The following is an 18,747-nucleotide window of genomic DNA, read 5'->3' as shown; positions in this document are numbered from 1 at the left end:
GCACCCCATGGTGCGCTGATGAATCTTTCCCTTTTCGCCATCCCCATGTAGTCGCTGACGATTTCCCTCTCCGTTAAAGCTAGTCGCGGCTTCCCCGCGAAGCCTGCCTGCATGGCTGCGCTGTCCATTGGACGCGCATTTCCCTGTTCCGACCCTGGATGTGAATCAATGATCAACGCAAGTTTTCGGGAAGAGTGGTTCTCGAACATACAAAAAAATGTCCTGGCGGGCCTGACCACCTCGTTCGCCCTGGTGCCCGAATGCATCGCCTTTGCCCTGGTGGCACAGTTGAATCCCCTGATGGGCCTGTATGGCGCCTTCATCATCTGCGCATTGACGGCCATCTTTGGCGGGCGTCCCGGCATGATTTCGGGCGCGGCCGGTTCCATGGCCGTCGTCATCGTGGCACTGGTGGCCCAGCATGGCGTGCAATATCTGCTGGCGACTGTGGTGCTGAGCGGCATCATCATGGCGCTGTTTGGCCTCTTGCGCCTGGGTAAGCTGATCCGCATGGTGCCGCACCCGGTGATGCTGGGCTTTGTGAATGGCCTGGCCATCGTCATCGCCATGTCCCAGCTGGAACACTTTCGCCAGGCCACGCCGCAGGGCGAAACCTGGCTGCAAGGTACGCCCTTGTATGTGATGGGCGCGCTGGTGCTGTTCACCATGGCCATCGTCTACGTGCTGCCGCGTATCACGCGCGCCGTGCCGCCCGCGCTGGTGGCTATCCTGGGCGTGGGCGTGCTCAGCCATTTCCTGCATCTGCCCACGCGCACCCTGGGCGACCTCGCGCACATCGCCGGTGGCTTGCCGGCCCTGCATTGGCCCGCCGTGCCGCTGGATATGGCGACCTTGCACATCATCTTCCCGTATGCGGCGCTGATGGCCATGGTGGGCTTGCTGGAAACCTTGCTCACCTTTAATCTCACCGATGAGATGACTGAAACGCGGGGCCAGCCGAACCGCGAATGCATCGCGCTCGGCGCTTCGAATGTCGTGTCGGGGCTGTTTGGCGGCATGGGCGGCTGCGCCATGATCGGGCAGACGATGATCAACCTGAGCTCGGGCGGCCGCTCGCGCCTGTCGGGCGTGACGGCCGGCGTGATGATTTTATTGTTCATCCTGTTCCTGTCGCCGCTGATCGAGCGCATCCCGCTGGCTGCGCTGGTCGGCGTGATGTTCGTCGTGGCGCAGCAGACGTTTGCCTGGGGTTCCTTGCGCGTGCTGGGCAAGGTGCCGTTGCAGGATGCGCTGGTGATCGTCGCCGTGACGGTGATCACGGTGTTTACGGACCTGGCGATGGCCGTGCTGTGCGGCATCGTGATTGCCGCCTTGAATTTTGCCTGGCAACATGCACGCGACATGCGCGCCGACATCGATGATGGCAGCTCCGGCGTGCGCGTGTACCTGCCGCACGGCACCCTGTTTTTCGCCTCGACCACGCATTTCCTGGAACTGTTCCAGACGGCCGGTGATCCGGCCCGCGTCATCCTCGATTGCCGGCATCTGCACATGGCCGATCACTCGGCCATTGCCGCCATCGAAGCCTTGTACGAGCGCTACGACAAGGCGGGCAAGCACCTGCAGGTGACGCATCTGTCCGCCCGCAACCAGGCCTTGCTGCAGCGCGCAGGCGTCGATGTGAGCGTGGCGTAAAATAGGGGAAAGTCTGCTCCGCGCCATTTCTCGGCATGGGCGGAATTGTTGAATGTCTGTGGAGTGTGAATGCTGTCGTACGAACAAGAACAATTATTGCAGCAAAGCCAAACGGCTTTTGATGCCTACTATGACGCGCTGGGCGCGTCGCTGGTGAATTTTGTCGAGCGCCTGGGCATCCAGCCCGCGCACGAAGTGCTGACCAATGCGGCCGAGTACCTGCCGTACATCGATGCGGCCATGCGCACCATCGTCATCCGCGACGAGAGCTGGCAATGGGTGAAAACCATGCTCGGCTACTTTATCGGCGAATACTTCGTGCAGGGTCATGCGGGTTGCTGGTATGTGGAAACGCGGGCCGAATCGCCGCATTTCTGCCGCACCATGGTGGGCGGTTTCGAGCATGGCTTGCCGATGGATGCCGCCATCGATCCGGAGGCGCTGGCCCTGGAATTTCTGGGGCAATCCGCGCCGCGCGAACTGGCGGCACTGATCGCCACAGCGCAAGCGCGCGCGGCTTGATGGCGCGCGGCTTGCTGCAGCAGATTTAAAACTCTTCCCACTCGCCTTCGGCAGGTGCGCTCGCCTTGCTGCTGGCGCGCGTCGCGGGCAGGCGCAGGGCCGGGATGGAGGCCTTGCGGACCGGCGCTGCCGGGGTTGCCGGCGCGCTGCGCTGCGCCGCCTTGGCGCTGAAACGGTCGGTGGCCGCAGCGTTTGCATCGAGGCGGAAGACGCTGACCACCTGCGCCAGCTCGCTCGCCTGTTCCTGCATCGCTTCGGCCGCTGCCGACGCTTCTTCCACCAGCGCCGCATTTTGCTGGGTTACCTGGTCCATTTCCGAAATGGCCTGGTTGACTTGCTCGATGCCGGCGCTTTGCTCTTCGCTGGCGTTGCTGATCTCGCTCATGATGGACGTGACGAAGCCGATGCTTTGCACGATTTCTTCCATCGTCTTGCCGGCCTTGTCGACCAGGTCCGTGCCCACGTCGACCTTTTGCACGGAATCGTCGATCAGGCCCTTGATCTCTTTCGCTGCCGCTGCCGAGCGCTGCGCCAGGTTGCGCACCTCGGTTGCCACGACGGCGAAGCCGCGTCCCTGTTCGCCGGCGCGCGCCGCTTCCACGGCCGCGTTCAAGGCCAGGATGTTGGTCTGGAAGGCGATGCCGTCGATGACGGAGATGATGTCGACGATTTTCTTCGACGAGGTATTGATCTCGCCCATGGTGGCGACCACTTCGGCCACCACGGCGCCGCCGCGGCTGGCGATGCCGGCCGCGTCGCCGGCCAGCTTATTCGCCTGGCGCGCGTTGTCGGCATTCTGTTTCACGGTCGACGTCAGTTCTTCCATTGACGAGGCGGTTTCTTCCAGCGAACTGGCTTGCTGTTCCGTGCGCGACGACAGGTCCTGGTTGCCGGCGGCGATTTCCGCCGATGCCGTGGCGATGGTGTCGGTGCCGCTGCGCACCTGGCCCACGATGCCGACGAGGCTGTCGTTCATGGTTTTCAGCGCATGCATCAGCTGGGCCGTTTCATCGCGGCCCTGTGCCGTGATGGTGCTGCTCAGGTCGCCTGCTGCCACGGTTTCCGCCACTTTCACGGCGTCGCGGATGGGGCCGGTGATCGAGCGCGTGATCCACCACGCAAAACCGATGCCCATCAGCACGGCCAGCACGCCCATGGTGATCAGGAAGATGCGCGTGCTGCTGTAGGCTTCGATGATGCTGGCGCCGACGCCGTCGGCCGCCTTGATCTGCATGTTGGCGAAGCGCTTCACTTCGGCCAGATAGGCCACGGTGATGGGCGCGACTTCCTTGTCGAACACGATCTTGGCGCCTGCCATGTCGCCGTCGGCCTTCATCTTGAAGGCGCGCGCGCGCGTCGTCACGTAATCGGTGCGTACCTTGCGCACGACCTTGAATTGCTCGATCACGGCAGGGTTGAGCAGGGACGCGACGATGTCGTCCTGCAGCTTGCTGGAACGCTCCGCATCGACTTTCAAGTCGTCCTCGATCTTGGCGCGCACGACAGGATCGGTGATTTCGAACGAGGCGACGCCGCGCACGCTGTTGAGTTCAATGATCTTCGACCATTCGGCCACCATGCGCTGGTTCTTGATGCTGGTATTGATCAGGCGGTAAGTCAGGTCGCTGGCCGTTTGCATGCGCACGAGGGCGGTGATGGTCAAGGCGGCAAGCAACAGCAATACGACAGCAAAGCCGACGCCAAGGCGGCTGCCGATGTTCAGGTTTTTCATGTAATTCCTAACAGTTTAATAGTCATGATCGCCGCCGCCAGCAGGGGCGGACAGGCGCCGCGAGGCGCAGGGGATCGGGGTCTTCGGGTGCCGCGTGATGGCTGTGCGGCGCGCCGCGCTGAGCGTGGCGTTGGAGGTGAAACAGGGGGCATGCCGGTCAGGCTGACCGTTGCCCAGCAAGCCGCAAGTATAGCATTGACACAGAGAAATAGTTTTTTACGGCAATTTTAATTATTTTTTGATATTGATTTCCTGTTGTGTTTTTACATCAAGTACCTAGTCCATAAGTACTATCACTTACAGAAACGCTTACTTTATGCATGTTCGCCTGATAAAATACTAATGATAATCATTCGTATTAAAACATCGACCAGGGAATTGTATGCAGCAACGTCGCAAGCCAGGATGTAAACCGATCACCATCGCCGTACTGGGCGCCTTGACCTTGGGCGCCACGCCATTGGCGGCCTGGGCACAGGAAAGCTTGCCCGCCGTCACCGTGACGGCATCGAAGGACAAGGACGGCTATGTCGCCGCCACCTCCGCCAGCGGCACCAAGACGGAAATGGCCCTGCGCGACGTGCCGCAAACGATCAACGTGGTGCCGGCCGCCGTCATCCGCGACCAGAACGCCATGTCGATCCAGGACATCATGAAGAACATCCCTGGCGTGGGCCTGTCCACGGGCGACGGCCAGCGCGACCAGGTATTCATCCGCGGCTTCACGGCCATCGGCGACCAGTTCGTCGACGGCTTCCGCGATGACGCGCTGTATTTCCGCGACCTGTCGAACGTCGAGCGCCTGGAAGTGATCAAGGGACCGGCCGCCGTGCTGTACGGCCGCGGTTCCTCGGGCGGCCTGGTGAACCGCATCACCAAAAAGCCCGGCATCGATATCACGGACGTGGCCCTGAGCCTGACCAATACGGCAGGGCGCCGCGGCGAAGTCGACGTGGGCCGTGTCGGCGAGACGGTGGACTGGCGCTTCACGGGCGCGCGCGAATTGTCGGACAGCTACCGCGAGCAGCAATTCATCAACCGCACGGCGCTGGCGCCATCCGTGGCCATCCGCCTCTCAAACGCGACGAAACTGCTGCTGCAGGGCGACTACCTGGAAGACCGCCGCCTGACGGACTTCGGCATCCCGTCCTACCAGGGCCGCCCCGTCGCCGTCGATGCGGGCACTTATTATGGCGCCGCGAATGCCCGCGATGCGGATTTCAGCCAGTCGCGCGTGGTCTCCACGGCCGCCACCCTGACGCACAAGTTCAGCGATACCTTGTCGCTGCGCAATGCCTTCCGCTATTACGATTACCACCTGGACCGCAACAACACGAATATTTCCGGCAACGTCAACGAAGTCAAAGGCACGATGAGCCTCGGTCATGCCAAGCTCAACCGCGACGAGAGCGGCTGGTTCAACCAGACGGAACTGACGCAAAAGCTGGTCACGGGCGGCCTGCGCCACGAAGTGCTGTACGGCGCCGAGTTCGGCAAGCAAAACAAGGATGCGTCGAGCTGGGCCTCGACCGTGGTGGCGACGAATGTCTCGATCTCCCATCCCGTCCTGCCTGTGGTCAACCGCAGCAAGCTGGGCGCGCGCGGCGATACCTTCGGCACCTACGACACGGCCGCCGCCTACGTGCAGGACGCCATCAGCTTCAGCGACGAGTGGAAGGCGCTGGCCGGCCTGCGCTATGACCGCTACAAGCAGCAGTCGCGCCTGGCCAATGCGCTTGGCGTAACGACGGCCAACCTGTCGCGCACGGATTCGGCCTACAGCCCCCGCGCCGGCCTCGTCTGGCAACCGGGCGCCATGCAATCGTACTACGCGTCGTGGAGCCGCTCGTTCCAGCCCAGCGGCGAGAACTTCGCCCTGGCCGCCAACAATGCCGACCTGGCGCCGGAAACCACGCGCAACACGGAAGTGGGCGCCAAGTACGACCTGTGGGGCGGCCGCGCCAACGCCACCGTGTCGCTGTTCCGTCTGGAACGCGACAACATCAAGACCAGCGACCCGATCACGAACCGCATCGTGCCCGTCGGCACGCAGCGCACGGATGGTTTGGAACTGACCTTCAACGCGGACTTGCATGACGGCTGGAAAATGATGGCCGGTTATGCTTACCTGGACGCCACCATCACCGATTCCATCGCCGTCGACCGCAGCGTGAATGCGCCGGGCACGACGACGGCCAGTTCGGTGGCCATCAAGGGCAAGCGCGCCACCCTGACGGCGCGCAACATGGCCAATCTGTGGCTGACGAAAGACCTGGGCCACGGCTTCACGGTGGGCGGCGGCGCGAATGCCGTCGGCAGCCGCTTCGCCAATCCGGGCAACACGGTCGTGCTGCCGGGCTACGTGACGGCCGACGCCATGGCTGCCTACCGCACGGGCCGCTATGAAGTGCAGCTGAACATCAACAATATCGGCGACACGCGCTACATCGTGTCAGGCCACGGTTCCAGCCCGAACCTGAGCTTGCCTGGCGCGCCGCGCAACGTGGCGTTGACCTTGCGCTACAGCCTGTAAATTCGCTTGCAAGTTCGGTCTCATCCATAAAAAACCCGCTCACTGAGCGGTTTTTTTTTCATGGCGGGCGCTGCATGGGCAGGCTGGTATTGTTTAGAGAAACTATTCGGTACCGATAAAATAATGTTGACTATGTGCAATTTTTTCCGGCGGACTGAGCCTTGATTGCCTTTGAGGGGTAAAATACGCCTCATACGGCACAGGCATGGTGCTTATATCTTATGGATATGACACTGTCATGACGCCGTATGACTTTTTATTTACTCACATCATAGAGGTCTGATATGGTTCAGATATCCAGGCGCCAGTTCCTTCGGGTCACTGGCGCCACGATTGCTGGCTCCAGCCTCGCCTTGCTCGGTTTCGCGCCGGGGCAGGCGTTGGCAGAGGTACGGCAATACAAGCTGGCTCGCACGACCGAGACCCGCAATACCTGTCCTTACTGTTCCGTTGGCTGCGGCGTCCTGCTGTATGGCCTGGGCGATGGCGCGAAAAATGCCGTCTCCAGCATCATCCACGTGGAAGGCGATGCCGATCACCCGGTGAACCGCGGCACGCTGTGCCCGAAAGGCGCCAGCCTGGTCGACTTCATCCACAGCCCGAACCGCCTGAAAGTGCCCGAATACCGCGCACCGGGCGGCACGGAGTGGCAACCGATCTCCTGGGATGTGGCGCTCGACAAGATCGCGCGCCTGATGAAGGATGACCGCGACGCCAACCTGATCGAAAAGAATGCCGACGGCAAGACCGTCAACCGCTGGCTCTCCACCGGCATGCTTGCCGCGTCCGCCGGCAGCAACGAGGTCGGGTATCTGACCCACAAGACAGTGCGCAGCATGGGGATGCTGACCTTTGATAATCAGGCGCGTGTATGACACGGACCGACGGTGGCAGGTCTTGCCCCGACGTTTGGCCGTGGCGCGATGACGAATCATTGGGTCGATATCAAGAATGCCGACGTGATCCTGGTTATGGGCGGCAATGCAGCAGAAGCACATCCTTGCGGATTCAAATGGGTCACGGAAGCGAAGGCGCATAACAAGGCCAAGCTGATCGTTGTCGATCCGCGTTTTACCCGTACCGCATCCGTGGCAGATTACTACTGCGCCACGCGTACCGGCACGGACATCGTCTTCCTCGGCGCGATCATCAATTATCTGCTGACGAACGACAAGATCCAGCATGAGTACGTGCGCAACTACACGGACATGCCTTTCATCGTGCGCGAAGACTATGCGTTCGAGGACGGCCTGTTCTCGGGTTTCGACAAGGAAAAAGGCAAGTACACCGACAAGGCCACCTGGGATTACGAGATCGGCGACGACGGCTACGCCAAGGTCGACCCGACCCTGGAACACCCGCGCTGCGTCTACCAGATGATGAAGAAGCACTACTCGCGTTACACGACCGAGATGGTCGAGCGGACGTGCGGCGTGTCGGCCGACAAGTTCCACAAGGTGGCGGAAGCTTTGGCTTCGACCGCCGTGCCGGGACGCGCCGGTACCATCCTGTACGCGCTGGGCTGGACGCACCACTCGACGGGCGCGCAGACCATCCGCACGGGCGCCATGGTGCAGTTGCTGCTGGGTAACATGGGTATCGCGGGCGGCGGCATGAACGCTTTGCGCGGCCACTCGAACATCCAGGGCTTGACCGACCTGGGCCTGATGTCGAACCTGTTGCCAGGCTACATGACCTTGCCGAACGAGGGCGAGCAGGATTTCGACGCCTACATCGCCGCGCGCGCCACCAAGCCGCTGCGGCCGAACCAGCTCAGCTATTGGAGCAATTACCGCAAATTCCACGTCAGCTTCATGAAGACGTGGTGGGGCGATTTCGCCACCGCGGACAATAACTACGCCTTCGACTACCTGCCGAAACTCGACAAACCGTATGACTTGATGCAAGCCATCGAGAACATGCACCAAGGCAAGATGACGGGCTATATCTGCCAGGGCTTCAATGTGCTGGCATCCGCGCCGAACAAGCAGAAGGTCACGGAAGCGCTGGCCAAGCTGAAGTTCCTCGTCATCATGGACCCGCTGGCCGTGGAAACGGGTGAATTCTGGAAGGCCCACGGGCAATACCACGAAGTCGATCCCACCAAGATCATGACGGAAGTGTTCCGCTTGCCGACCAGTTGCTTCGCCGAAGAACGCGGTTCGCTGGTCAGTTCCTCGCGTGTGCTGCAGTGGCACTGGCAGGCAGCCGAACCGCCGGGCCAGGCGCGCAGCGACCTGGAGATCATGTCGGGCCTGTTCTTGCGCATGCGCAGCATGTACAAGAAAGAGGGCGGCAAGTTCCCCGATCCTATCGTCAACCTGACGTGGAATTATGCGCAGCCGCATAACCCGCAGCCGGAAGAAATCGCCCGCGAATTCAACGGCAAGGCGCTGGCCGACTTGTACGATCCGAAAGACCCGACCAAGCTGCTGGTGAAAAAGGGCGAGCAGCTGGCCTCGTTTGCGCAATTGCGCGACGATGGCACGACCACCAGCGGTTGCTGGATCTTCGCCGGCAGCTGGACGCAGGCGGGCAACCAGATGGGACGGCGCGACAACAGCGACCCGACCGGCATCGGCCAGACCCTGGGCTGGGCCTGGGCGTGGCCGGCGAACCGCCGCGTGCTGTACAACCGCGCCTCGTGCGACTTGAAGGGCAAGGCCTTCGATCCGACCCGCAAGTTGATCGAATGGAATGGCACGAACTGGAGCGGGGCCGATATTCCCGACTTCAAGGCCGATGAACCGCCGGAAAACGGCATGGGGCCGTTCATCATGCTGGGAGAGGGCGTGGCGCGTTTCTTTGCGCGTGGCGCCATGGCCGAAGGTCCGTTCCCCGAGCATTACGAGCCGTTTGAAAATCCGCTCGGCTACAACCCCATGCATCCGAAAAACCCGCAGGCGACCAGCAATCCGGCCGCGCGCGTGTTCGCCGACGACCGGAAAATGTTCGGCACGCATGAGGAATATCCGCATGTGGCGACCAGCTACCGTTTGACCGAGCATTTCCATTACTGGACCAAGCATGCGCGCCTGAACGCCATCATCCAGCCGCAGCAATTCGTTGAAATCGGCGAAGAGCTGGCCAAGAGCATCGGCGTGGTGGCTGGCGGCGAAGTGCGCGTCAGTTCCAAGCGCGGCCACATCATCGCCAAGGCCGTCGTCACCAAGCGCATCAAGGCCTTGATGATCGAAGGCAAGCCGGTGCATACCGTGGGCCTGCCGCTGCACTGGGGCTTTACGGGCGTGGCCAAGCCGGGGTATCTGATCAACACCCTGACGCCGGGCGTGGGGGATGCGAATTCGCAAACGCCGGAATTCAAGTCCTTCCTCGTGAAGGTGGAAAAAGCATGATGGGAGCTCAATAATGGCACTGCAATCCTTAGATATCCGGCGCCTGTCGGCGACCACGGTAACGCCGCCGGAGGCGCGCAGCCCGGTGACGGGCACCGTGGCCAAGCTGATCGATGTGTCGAAATGCATCGGCTGCAAGGCTTGCCAGACGGCGTGCATGGAATGGAACGACTTGCGTGACGAAGTCGGCGAAAACCATGGCACCTATGACAATCCGACGGACCTGACGCCGCAATCGTGGACGGTGATGCGTTTTGCCGAACACGAAAACAACGACGGCAACCTCGAGTGGCTGATCCGCAAGGATGGCTGCATGCACTGCGAGGACCCGGGCTGTTTGAAAGCCTGTCCGGCGCCGGGCGCCATCGTGCAATACACGAACGGCATCGTGGATTTCCACCAGGAAAACTGCATCGGCTGCGGCTACTGCGTGGCCGGCTGTCCTTTCGACGTGCCCCGTATTTCGAAAAAGGACGACCGCGCCTACAAGTGCACCTTGTGCTCGGACCGCGTCGCCGTGGGCCAGGAACCGGCCTGCGTGAAGACGTGCCCGACGGGCGCCATCGTTTTCGGCACCAAGGAAGACATGAAGGTGCATGCGGAAGAGCGCATCGTCGACCTGAAGTCGCGCGGTTTCGAGAATGCGGGCCTGTACGATCCGCTGGGCGTGGGCGGCACGCACGTGATGTACGTGCTGCACCATGCCGACAAGCCGAAGCTGTATTCGAACTTGCCGGAACGCCCGCGCATCAGCCCGATGGTGGGCTTCTGGAAGGGCTGGTCCAAGCCGCTGGCGGTGGCCGGCATGGCTGCCACGGCACTGGCAGGCTTCTTCCATTACACGCGTGTCGGCCCGAACGAAGTGAGCAAGGACGAAGAGCACGAGGCGCTGGAAGAGGCCAAGCGCATCCGGGAGGAACAGCATGAAGCATAGTGACCTTCACGATGGCAAGCTGCGCGACAAGGATGGCAATCCCTTGATCGAACGCTACAACCCGAACGAGCGCACGAATCACTGGGTGACGGCCATCACCTTCGTCATGCTGGCCCTGTCCGGCCTGGCCATGTTCCATCCCTCGATGGCGTGGCTGGCGAACCTGTTCGGCGGCGGGCAATGGACGCGCATTTTGCATCCGTTTGCCGGCCTGGTGATGTTCGTCTCGTTCGCCATCCTCGTGGTGCGCTTCTGGCATCACAACAAGTTCGAGGACGGCGACAAGCAGTGGCTGAAACAGATGGACGACGTGCTCAACAACCGCGAGGAGAAGCTTCCGAAGATCGGCAAATACAATGCCGGCCAGAAGATCCTGTTCTTCGTGCTGCTGTTCTGCATGGTGGGCTTGCTGCTGTCGGGCATCGTGATCTGGCGCGCGTACTTCGCGTTCTATTTCCCGATCGACGTCGTGCGCTTTGCCGCCTTGCTGCATGCCGGTTGCGCGTTCGGCATCATCTGCGCCATCATCGTGCACATCTATGCGGCCTTGTGGGTCAAGGGCTCGATCGGCGCCATGGTGCGCGGCACCGTCACCTACGGCTGGGCGCGCAAGCACCATCCGAAGTGGTTTGAGGCCGTGATCCGTCATACGGAAAAGTAGGCAGAAGGGTAGGTCGGCTTAGCTTCGCGTAAGCCGACCCGCTCCGCCGCCGGCGTTTTTCTCTGCCAGCGACAGCCAGGGCCAGTCCCCCAGGACTGGCCCCTTTCTTTTTATCGATTAAAATACTTTTACAGCACAGCCAACTCCGCTGGCCGTGTTGTGCTTTTTTTGATGGGAAAACTCCATTGGTACAACGCATACTCCAGCCAGGCGAAATCGAAGGCCTGGACCATAACGCGATTCCGCGCCTGCTGCTGCCGCAGCCAGTCAGCCTGTTTACGGCGCGCGCACAGCGCTTGCGCGAACTGGCGCAGGGCAATATCAAGGGCATCCCCGTCGACGCGGGTATGCAGGGCTATCTGCTGCTGATGGCCGCGCTGGCCGATGCGCAGGCCGCCGTGGTGGGAAAACTGGCGCCCGGCGCCGTGCCTGCCGCCGACTCCGACGCGCTGCGCCGCGCCATCGCCCACCGTATGCCGGTGCTGCCCGTCAGCGGCGCCCGTCCGCCCGTCTGGCGCGACATCTTTGCCAGCCTGCTCGACGAACTGGCCGCCACGGCGGCACGCCAGCCGGCCCTGTCCGGCGGCCTGACGCAGGTGCTGGCCCAGCTGCGCGCGCTCGACGCGACAGCGCTGGACGCCTGCGCCGATGCCGTGCTCGATGAAAACGGCGACAACCTCAATCCCATGCACGCGCCGTTCGTCGCGGCCGCCCTGCAAATCCTGTGGTCGGTATCGGCCAGCGAATTGCGCGCCGCGCGCGTGCCGGACCTGGAAACGGGTACCCTGTGCCCCGTCTGCGGTTCGCACCCGGTCGCCAGCGTGATCCGCATCGGCGGCCAGTCGCAGGGCTACCGCTACCTGCATTGCGGCATCTGCGAAAGCGAATGGCATATGGTGCGCGTGAAATGCTCGACCTGCGAACAGAACGGCAAGATCGCCTACCAGGGCCTCGATGCGGCCGACGCCGCGCCGTTCGACCCCGTGACGGCGAAGGACGACAAATTGCCGAACAAGGCGAATGACCCGAAAAAGGTGGCGCGCGCGGAAACCTGCGACGATTGCCACACCTACCGAAAGGTCTTCAACCAGGAACACGATTACAACGTCGAACCCCTGGCCGACGACTTGGCCAGCCTGATGCTCGACCTGCTGGTGGGCGAAGCGGGCTACCAGCGCGCCAGCGGCAATCCGCTGCTGTGGCTGGGGAAGAGCGAAAGCGGCGAGGGTCAGCCAGCATGACGACGGGGCAGACCGTGCGCCTGCCATCGGTAGACCGCATCTTGGGCGACGCGGCTTGCCTGGCCCTGATTGCGCACTACGGCCGCGTGCAGACCCTGGCCTGCGCGCGCGCCGTGCTGGCCGAACTGCGCACCGCCATGCTGGCCGGTGCGGGTTTTGGTAACTTCGGCGAAGAGGGCGCGTCGATCGCCGCCATTGTCGCGCAGGTGGACGAACGGCTGCAATCGCAAGCGCACCCGCGGCTGCGCCCCTTGTTCAACCTGACGGGCACCGTGCTGCACACGAACCTGGGCCGCGCCTTGCTGCCCGACGCCGCCGTGCAAGCCGTGGTCGAGGCGCTGCAGTGGCCGATGAACCTGGAATTTGACCTGGAAACGGGCAAGCGCGGCGACCGCGACGACCTGGTCGAGGAACTGCTGCGCGAACTGACGGGGGCCGAAGCGGCCACCATCGTCAACAACAATGCGGCCGCCGTGCTGCTGATGCTCAACACCCTGGCGCAGAATAAAGAGGTCGTCGTCTCGCGCGGCGAGCTGGTGGAAATCGGCGGCGCCTTCCGCATTCCCGACGTGATGACGCGCGCAGGCGCCGTGCTGCGCGAAGTGGGCAGCACCAACCGCACGCACCTGGCCGATTATGCGGACGCGATCAACGCGCAGACAAGCCTGCTGATGAAGGTCCATTGCAGCAATTACGCGATCACCGGTTTCACGAAAAGCGTGGAGCTCGACGAACTGGTGCCGCTGGCGGCGCAACACGCGATTCCCACGGCCGTGGACCTGGGCAGCGGTACTCTGGTCGACCTGGCGCAATACGGGCTGCCGCATGAAACGACGGTGCGCGAGACGATAGCGGCGGGCGCCGACCTGGTGACCTTCAGCGGCGATAAATTGCTGGGTGGCCCGCAATGCGGCGTCATCGTCGGGCGTGCCGATTTGATCGCGAAGATCAAGCGCAATCCTCTGAAACGCGCGCTGCGCGTGGGCAAACTCACCCTGGCGGCCCTGGCCCCCGTGCTGCAGCTGTACCGCGCACCGGACTTGCTGGCCGAACGCCTGACCTCCTTGCGCCTGCTGACGCGTCCCGCTTGCGCCATGCGCGCGCAGGCGCAAACCCTGCTGCCGCTGCTGCAAAGCGTACTCGGTGCCGCCTATGTGGTCAGCGCCGAAACCGTGACCAGCCAGATCGGCAGCGGCGCCTTGCCCGTCGACCAGCTGCCCAGCTTTGGCCTGGCCGTCCGCAGCGCCCCCGGTTCGCGCCTGAGCAATCCGCTGGGCGCGCTGGAACAGCGTTTGCGCGCCTTGCCGCGTCCCGTCATTGGCCGCATCGGCCAGGACACGTTGTGGCTCGATTTGCGCTGCCTGGAAGCGGTGCACGAGACGGCTTTCATCGCGCAGCTCGCCGAGTTGTCCGCATGATCGTCGGCACCGCAGGCCATATCGACCATGGCAAGACGACCCTCACGCGCGCATTGACCGGTGTGCACACGGACCGCCTCAAGGAAGAGCAGGCGCGCGGCATCTCGATTGAACTCGGTTACGCCTATCTGCCGCTGGCCGACGGCACGGTGCTGGGCGTGATCGACGTGCCAGGCCACGAAAAATTCATCCGCACCATGGCGTCCGGCGTGACGGGCATCGACTTCGCCCTGCTCGTGGTGGCGGCCGACGACGGCGTCATGCCGCAGACGCACGAGCACCTGGCCATCCTGCAATTGCTGGGCGTGACGCGCGGCGCCGTGGCATTGACCAAGATCGACCGCGCCGACAGCGCCCGCGTGGCGCAGGTGGAAGCGGACATCGAGGCGCTGCTGGCCGGCACGCCGCTGGCGGGCAGCCCGGTCTTCCCCACCGCCGCCCATCGCGACAACGATGCGGGCGTGGCCGCCTTGCTGGCGCACCTGACGCAGGTGGCGCGCGGCCTGCCTCAACGTGACGAGCGCCGGCTGTTCCGCCTGGGCGTGGACCGCGTGTTCACCTTGTCGGGGCAGGGCACCATCGTCACCGGCACGGCGCTGGCGGGACGCGCACAGGTGGGCGACATGCTGCAGCTGGCACCCGGCGGCGCGCCTGCGCGCGTGCGCAGCATCCATGCGCAGAACCGCGCGGCCGAGACGGGCATGGCGGGGCAGCGTCTGGCGCTGAACCTGGCCGGCATCGACCGCGAACGCATCGAACGGGGCAACTGGATCGTCGCGCCCGAGCTGGCGCAGTGTTCCGAGCGCCTGGACGTGGAACTGACCCTGCTGCCCGACGCCGGCGTGCAGCTGAAAGCCTGGTCGCCGCTGCACGTGCACCTGGGTGCGGCGCACCAGCTGGCGCGCGCCGTCATGCTCGATGGCGAAACCCTGTCGCCGGGACAGACGGGCAGGGTGCAACTGGTGTTCGAGGCTCCCATGCACGGCGTGCCGGGTGACCGCTTCGTCGTGCGCAATGCGCAAGCGACGCAGACGGTGGGCGGCGGCATGGTGCTCGATCCGTTCGGCCCGGCGCGCAAGCGCCGCAGCCCGGCCAGGCTGGCGTGGCTCGATGCGCTGGCGGCGTTTGTCGCGCACGGCGACTATGCGGCGCTGCTGGCGCAAAGCCCGCTGGGGCTGCGCGAGTCGCTGCTGGTGCGCCTGTCCCTGCTGCCGGCGCATGCCCTGGCGCTGCCGCCCGACACGCGGCGCATCGCCCTGCGCGGCGGCGATGCACTGCTGGTGGCGCCGCCCGCGTTGCTGGCGCTGCAAGAGCGGGTGCTCACCGCACTGGCGGCCTTCCACGCGCGCGCGCCCGACGAGGCAGGGCCGGAACTGTGGCGGCTGAAGCGCATCGTCGACGCGGAGATGGAAGACGCCTTGTGGAGCCATCTGGTCGAAGGCTTGCTGGCGCAGGGCGGCATCCTGGCGCGCGGCGCCAGCCTGCACTTGCCGACGCACAGCGTGGAGCTGACGCCGCAGGAGCAGGCCATGGCCGAGCCCTTGCTGGCCGCGCTGGAGCAGGGGCGTGCCGATCCGCCGTGGACGCGCGACCTGGCGCGTGGTTTCGGCCTGGCCGAGGACGAAACGCGCCGGCTGTTGCGCAAGCTTGCCAAGGCAGGGCAGATCAGCCAGGTGGTGCACGACCTGTTCTATCACCAGGCGGCGCTGGCCGGGCTGGCGCAACTGGTGCGGGAACTGGCGCGCAAGGCGGAAGAGGATGCCGGCTTACCGGCAGGCAATGGCGCCGTGGGCGCGGCCACTTTCCGCGACGCCAGCGGCTTGGGCCGCAAGCGGGCGATCCAGGTCTTGGAATTCTTCGACCGCGTCGGTTATACTCGCCGTGTTGGCAATGGGCATCTATTGCGCCCGCAGGCGTTGTGGTCCTACACCGCAGCCCCAACAGCTAGCTCAGGCACCGCGGAAAGCACACTCATCCGGTGATGTGGCCGGGCTTCAAACCCGGTGGAGGGCGTCAGACGTTCTCCCGTAGGTTCGACTCCTACTGTTTTCCGCCACTTGTTTTTCTCGCCATCCTCCCCTCGCATGATGATCCCGGCGTTGGCCCTGAGCCACGTTACGGAAAAATAATGGTTTAGCTGACAACCTTTGGCCATGGCCGGCGGGGGCCGATGGTACCATCCTGCAGGTGCAGGGCTGCGTATCCCCTGTGGTAGAAGAAGGCAAGCATGAAACAAGCAAGCATGGCATGGCTGCTGGCGGCGCTGTTGCTGCCGGCGGCGGCCGGGGCGGCGGGCCTGCGCATCGTCGGCGAGCATTTGCCGCCGTCGAGCATGATGGAAGGCAATGTCGTCGTGGGACGCGAAACGCTGAAGGTGCGCGACATCATGGCGCGCGCCGGCATCGGCTATACGATGGAATTGCTGCCGTGGAAACGCGCGTATGCGCAGGCGCTGCGCGAGCCTGACACCTGCATCTTTTCCACCACCCGCACGCAAGAGCGCGAAGCGCAATTTCGCTGGATCGGCCCCCTCAACGAAGCGGAATGGATACTGTATGGCCTGGCCAAGCGGCATCTGGCGCTGCGCACCCTGGCCGATGCGCGCGGCCTGGTGATCGGCACGGTGCTCGGCGACGCGCGCGACGACTACCTGCGCCAGCACGGCATGAACGTGGCGCCTGTCACGCAGGAGTGGATCAATCCGCAAAAGCTGCTGCTCGGGCGCATCGACCTGTGGGCCGTCGGCCTGGCGGTGGGCAGCAAGCCTTTCGTCGGCAAGGAATGGGAAGGCAAGGTGGTGCCCCTGCTGACTTTCAACCGCGTGCAGACTTACCTGGCCTGCAACCTCAAGGTGCCCGAGGCGCAGGTGGCGGCGATGCAGCGCGCGGCAGCGGCCATGCGCCGCGACGGCAGCATGGCGCGCGAACAGCTGCGCTGATTCAGCGCATCGACTTAACTCTCCAGCCACTGGCGCACGCAGTTGCGTCCTTCGCGCTTGGCCTGGTACAGGGCCTGGTCCGCATGGCTGTAGGCCGTTTCGAACGGCGTGCCGGCGCGGTTCCAGCTCAGGCCCACGCTGATGGTGATGGCGCGCGTGATGGGCGCCGCATGGCGCTGGCGGCCGACCGTCTCGCAGATGCGCTGCGCCACTTGCGCCGCCTCGTCGCGCGAGGAAGTGGGCCAGACCACGGAAAACTCTTCGCCGCCGACCCGGCCGATGGCCGTTTCCTGTCCCAGCAACCCTTTTAAACAGTCGACCACGGCCTGGATCACGCCGTCGCCGGCCGGGTGGCCGAAGTCGTCGTTGACCTGCTTGAATAGGTCGATATCGAGCACGATCAGCGCCATGTCACCCTGCGCCAGGCAGCGCGAGGCATGGTCGATCACGGCGCCGCGGTTCAGGGCCCCCGTCAGCGGGTCGTGCGTGGCGCGGTATTCGAGCTGGCCGGCCAGGGTTTGCAATTGCCGGTTCAGCAGATGCATGTCGCGCTCGGCGCGGTCGCTGCGGCCGATCAGGCGGCGCGTCTCGCGCATCAGCCGCTCGTAGTGAACGATCAGTTCACCGAGCACGCGCCGTTGTTCCGCGCCCGAGGCGTTGGCGTCGGCGTGCATGCGGCGCGCGGCGGCCAGCGCTGCCGCTTCCACGGTGAACAGGTCGGGCTCCAGGCCGGACTCGGAGATGGCGGCGCGCATGCCCTAGCTGCCCTGCACGGGATGGTCGTGGAAGTCGAGGGCCGTAAAGTCCTGCTGCAGCTCCTGGCCGAATTCCAGGATGGTGTCGTCGTCCTCGTCGTGATACCAGTTCAGGCGCACCTGGTTGCCGTCCACGGCCGCCTGGTTCAGGGTGTCGAACAGGGTAAACAGCATCTTCGTGCTGGAGCTGTTGAAGTAGGCCAGCGAGACGTTGACGGTGATGGCAGCTTCGCGACAGCCTTCCAGATAGGCGCGCACGGCGGCGATCAGCGGACCATAGAAGGCGGCCGCGTTTTCCGGATACGACTCGCCCTTGATCGACAGGGTGTGCTGCTCGAAACGGAAGTCGATTTCGGGCGAACTCGGGGTCGCGGCGATGAACAGTGGTGACGGTAATTGCATATGCTTTCCTGAGTCGGCTCTTTCAAATGATGGCTTTGATGCAGAAGATGGTGTGGCCAGGTTCCTGTGGGTCCTGGACGAATTCGAATTCCAGCGGCTCGCTGGCATCGCGCGCCATGGTGAGAAAACCCAGGCCCGCGCCCTTGCTGTCCGATGGCGCTTCCTCGCGCAGGGCCTTCTTGTAGGCGAGGCGGATTTCTTCCATCGTCATCGTGTGCAGCGGTTCCAGGCGGGCGCGGATCTGCGCCACGTTGTCGGTCGAGACGGGGTTGGCGCACAGCAGAAAAAAGCTGTCGCCGCGCGTGCCGATGCAAAACGAGCCGCGCCGCATCTGCTGGTCCAGCTGCGCATCGGGCGTCAGGCTGTCGGCCGAATAATGCATGATGTTTTGCGACATCTCGATGAATGAGGAAAAGATGCGCCGCCGCGTGGGCCCGGCCGCGCCGGCCGTATCGAGGCGCGCCTTGATGGTTTCGGAAATGGCGCTCACCACGTGCTGCGAGAAATAGCCCACGTAAAAAAAGATGATGTTGCGCTTGCGGGCCACATCCCAAAACTCGTTGAATTCTTCGTACAGCACGTGCGTGCTCCTGGCTAGC

14 protein-coding genes and 1 tRNA gene are annotated in these 18,747 nt (G+C 63.7%); 11 read left to right on the top strand and 4 right to left on the bottom strand.

What is annotated here, in order from left to right; genetic code table 11:
- The first annotated feature begins 168 nt into the window (after positions 1–168).
- Entirely contained in the window at positions 169–1,656 is a 1,488-nt protein-coding gene (locus JAB4_RS20440; RefSeq protein WP_070222329.1) for a SulP family inorganic anion transporter, read from the top strand.
- Between the two features lie 69 nt (positions 1,657–1,725).
- Positions 1,726–2,178 carry a hypothetical protein gene (locus tag JAB4_RS20435; RefSeq protein ID WP_070222327.1) on the top strand — a complete coding sequence of 151 codons (453 nt, stop codon included), beginning with the start codon at positions 1,726–1,728 and terminating at the stop codon, positions 2,176–2,178.
- 25 nt (positions 2,179–2,203) lie between these two features.
- On the opposite strand, the gene JAB4_RS20430 is transcribed toward JAB4_RS20435, so the two are convergent.
- The gene (locus JAB4_RS20430; RefSeq protein ID WP_070222325.1) at positions 2,204–3,910 is read right to left on the bottom strand and encodes a methyl-accepting chemotaxis protein; all 1,707 of its coding nucleotides are present in this window, start codon (positions 3,908–3,910) and stop codon (positions 2,204–2,206) included.
- 382 nt (positions 3,911–4,292) lie between these two features.
- Here JAB4_RS20430 and JAB4_RS20425 point away from each other — a divergent pair, with 382 nt between their 5' ends.
- The 9 genes from JAB4_RS20425 (at position 4,293) to JAB4_RS20385 (ending at position 16,991) form a co-directional block, all read left to right on the top strand.
- A complete protein-coding gene (locus JAB4_RS20425; RefSeq protein WP_070222323.1) occupies positions 4,293–6,443 on the top strand; it encodes a TonB-dependent siderophore receptor in 2,151 nt (716 codons plus the stop codon).
- 284 nt (positions 6,444–6,727) lie between these two features.
- Positions 6,728–9,799 (top strand): formate dehydrogenase-N subunit alpha, encoded by a 3,072-nt coding sequence (gene fdnG, locus JAB4_RS20420; RefSeq protein WP_083289995.1) that lies wholly within the window; start codon positions 6,728–6,730, stop codon positions 9,797–9,799.
- A 13-nt stretch (positions 9,800–9,812) separates the two neighbouring features.
- On the top strand, positions 9,813–10,733 hold the full coding sequence (fdxH, locus tag JAB4_RS20415) for a formate dehydrogenase subunit beta (RefSeq protein WP_070222317.1): 921 nt from the start codon (positions 9,813–9,815) through the stop codon (positions 10,731–10,733).
- Positions 10,723–11,394: a formate dehydrogenase subunit gamma gene (locus tag JAB4_RS20410; RefSeq protein WP_070222315.1), complete on the top strand. Its 672-nt coding sequence runs from the start codon at positions 10,723–10,725 to the stop codon at positions 11,392–11,394. Before fdxH ends, JAB4_RS20410 begins: the two co-directional genes overlap by 11 nt.
- A 185-nt stretch (positions 11,395–11,579) precedes the next feature.
- Positions 11,580–12,635 (top strand): formate dehydrogenase accessory protein FdhE, encoded by a 1,056-nt coding sequence (gene fdhE, locus JAB4_RS20405; RefSeq protein ID WP_070222313.1) that lies wholly within the window; start codon positions 11,580–11,582, stop codon positions 12,633–12,635.
- Positions 12,632–14,053 (top strand): L-seryl-tRNA(Sec) selenium transferase, encoded by a 1,422-nt coding sequence (gene selA, locus JAB4_RS20400; RefSeq protein WP_070222311.1) that lies wholly within the window; start codon positions 12,632–12,634, stop codon positions 14,051–14,053. The genes fdhE and selA overlap by 4 nt, the downstream gene beginning before the upstream one ends.
- On the top strand, positions 14,050–16,035 hold the full coding sequence (selB, locus tag JAB4_RS20395) for a selenocysteine-specific translation elongation factor (protein WP_071650223.1): 1,986 nt from the start codon (positions 14,050–14,052) through the stop codon (positions 16,033–16,035). Before selA ends, selB begins: the two co-directional genes overlap by 4 nt.
- Positions 16,014–16,109: transfer RNA gene (locus JAB4_RS20390), tRNA-Sec, on the top strand. Before selB ends, JAB4_RS20390 begins: the two co-directional genes overlap by 22 nt.
- 171 nt (positions 16,110–16,280) lie before the next feature.
- The gene (locus JAB4_RS20385) at positions 16,281–16,991 is read left to right on the top strand and encodes a transporter substrate-binding domain-containing protein (protein WP_227742006.1); all 711 of its coding nucleotides are present in this window, start codon (positions 16,281–16,283) and stop codon (positions 16,989–16,991) included.
- A gap of 14 nt (positions 16,992–17,005) precedes the next feature.
- On the opposite strand, the gene JAB4_RS20380 is transcribed toward JAB4_RS20385, so the two are convergent.
- Genes JAB4_RS20380 through JAB4_RS20370 form a run of 3 tightly spaced genes read right to left on the bottom strand, consistent with a single transcriptional unit; the run spans position 17,006 to position 18,728 of the window.
- Complete coding sequence (locus JAB4_RS20380; RefSeq protein ID WP_070222307.1) at positions 17,006–17,746, bottom strand: GGDEF domain-containing protein; 741 nt, start codon at positions 17,744–17,746, stop codon at positions 17,006–17,008.
- A 3-nt stretch (positions 17,747–17,749) separates the two neighbouring features.
- Positions 17,750–18,148, bottom strand: coding sequence for a DUF1987 domain-containing protein (locus JAB4_RS20375; RefSeq protein WP_070222304.1), 399 nt, complete (start codon positions 18,146–18,148; stop codon positions 17,750–17,752).
- Positions 18,149–18,170: 22 nt separating this feature from the next.
- Positions 18,171–18,728, bottom strand: coding sequence for a SiaB family protein kinase (locus JAB4_RS20370; protein WP_070222302.1), 558 nt, complete (start codon positions 18,726–18,728; stop codon positions 18,171–18,173).
- Between the last annotated feature and the right edge of the window lie 19 nt (positions 18,729–18,747).

The sequence above is a fragment of the Janthinobacterium sp. HH102 genome (assembly GCF_001758625.2).
In the GTDB taxonomy this organism is placed as follows: domain Bacteria; phylum Pseudomonadota; class Gammaproteobacteria; order Burkholderiales; family Burkholderiaceae_D; genus Janthinobacterium.
Note: the sequence above shows the minus strand (reverse complement) of the source record. Positions and strands in the feature narration are given on the sequence as shown.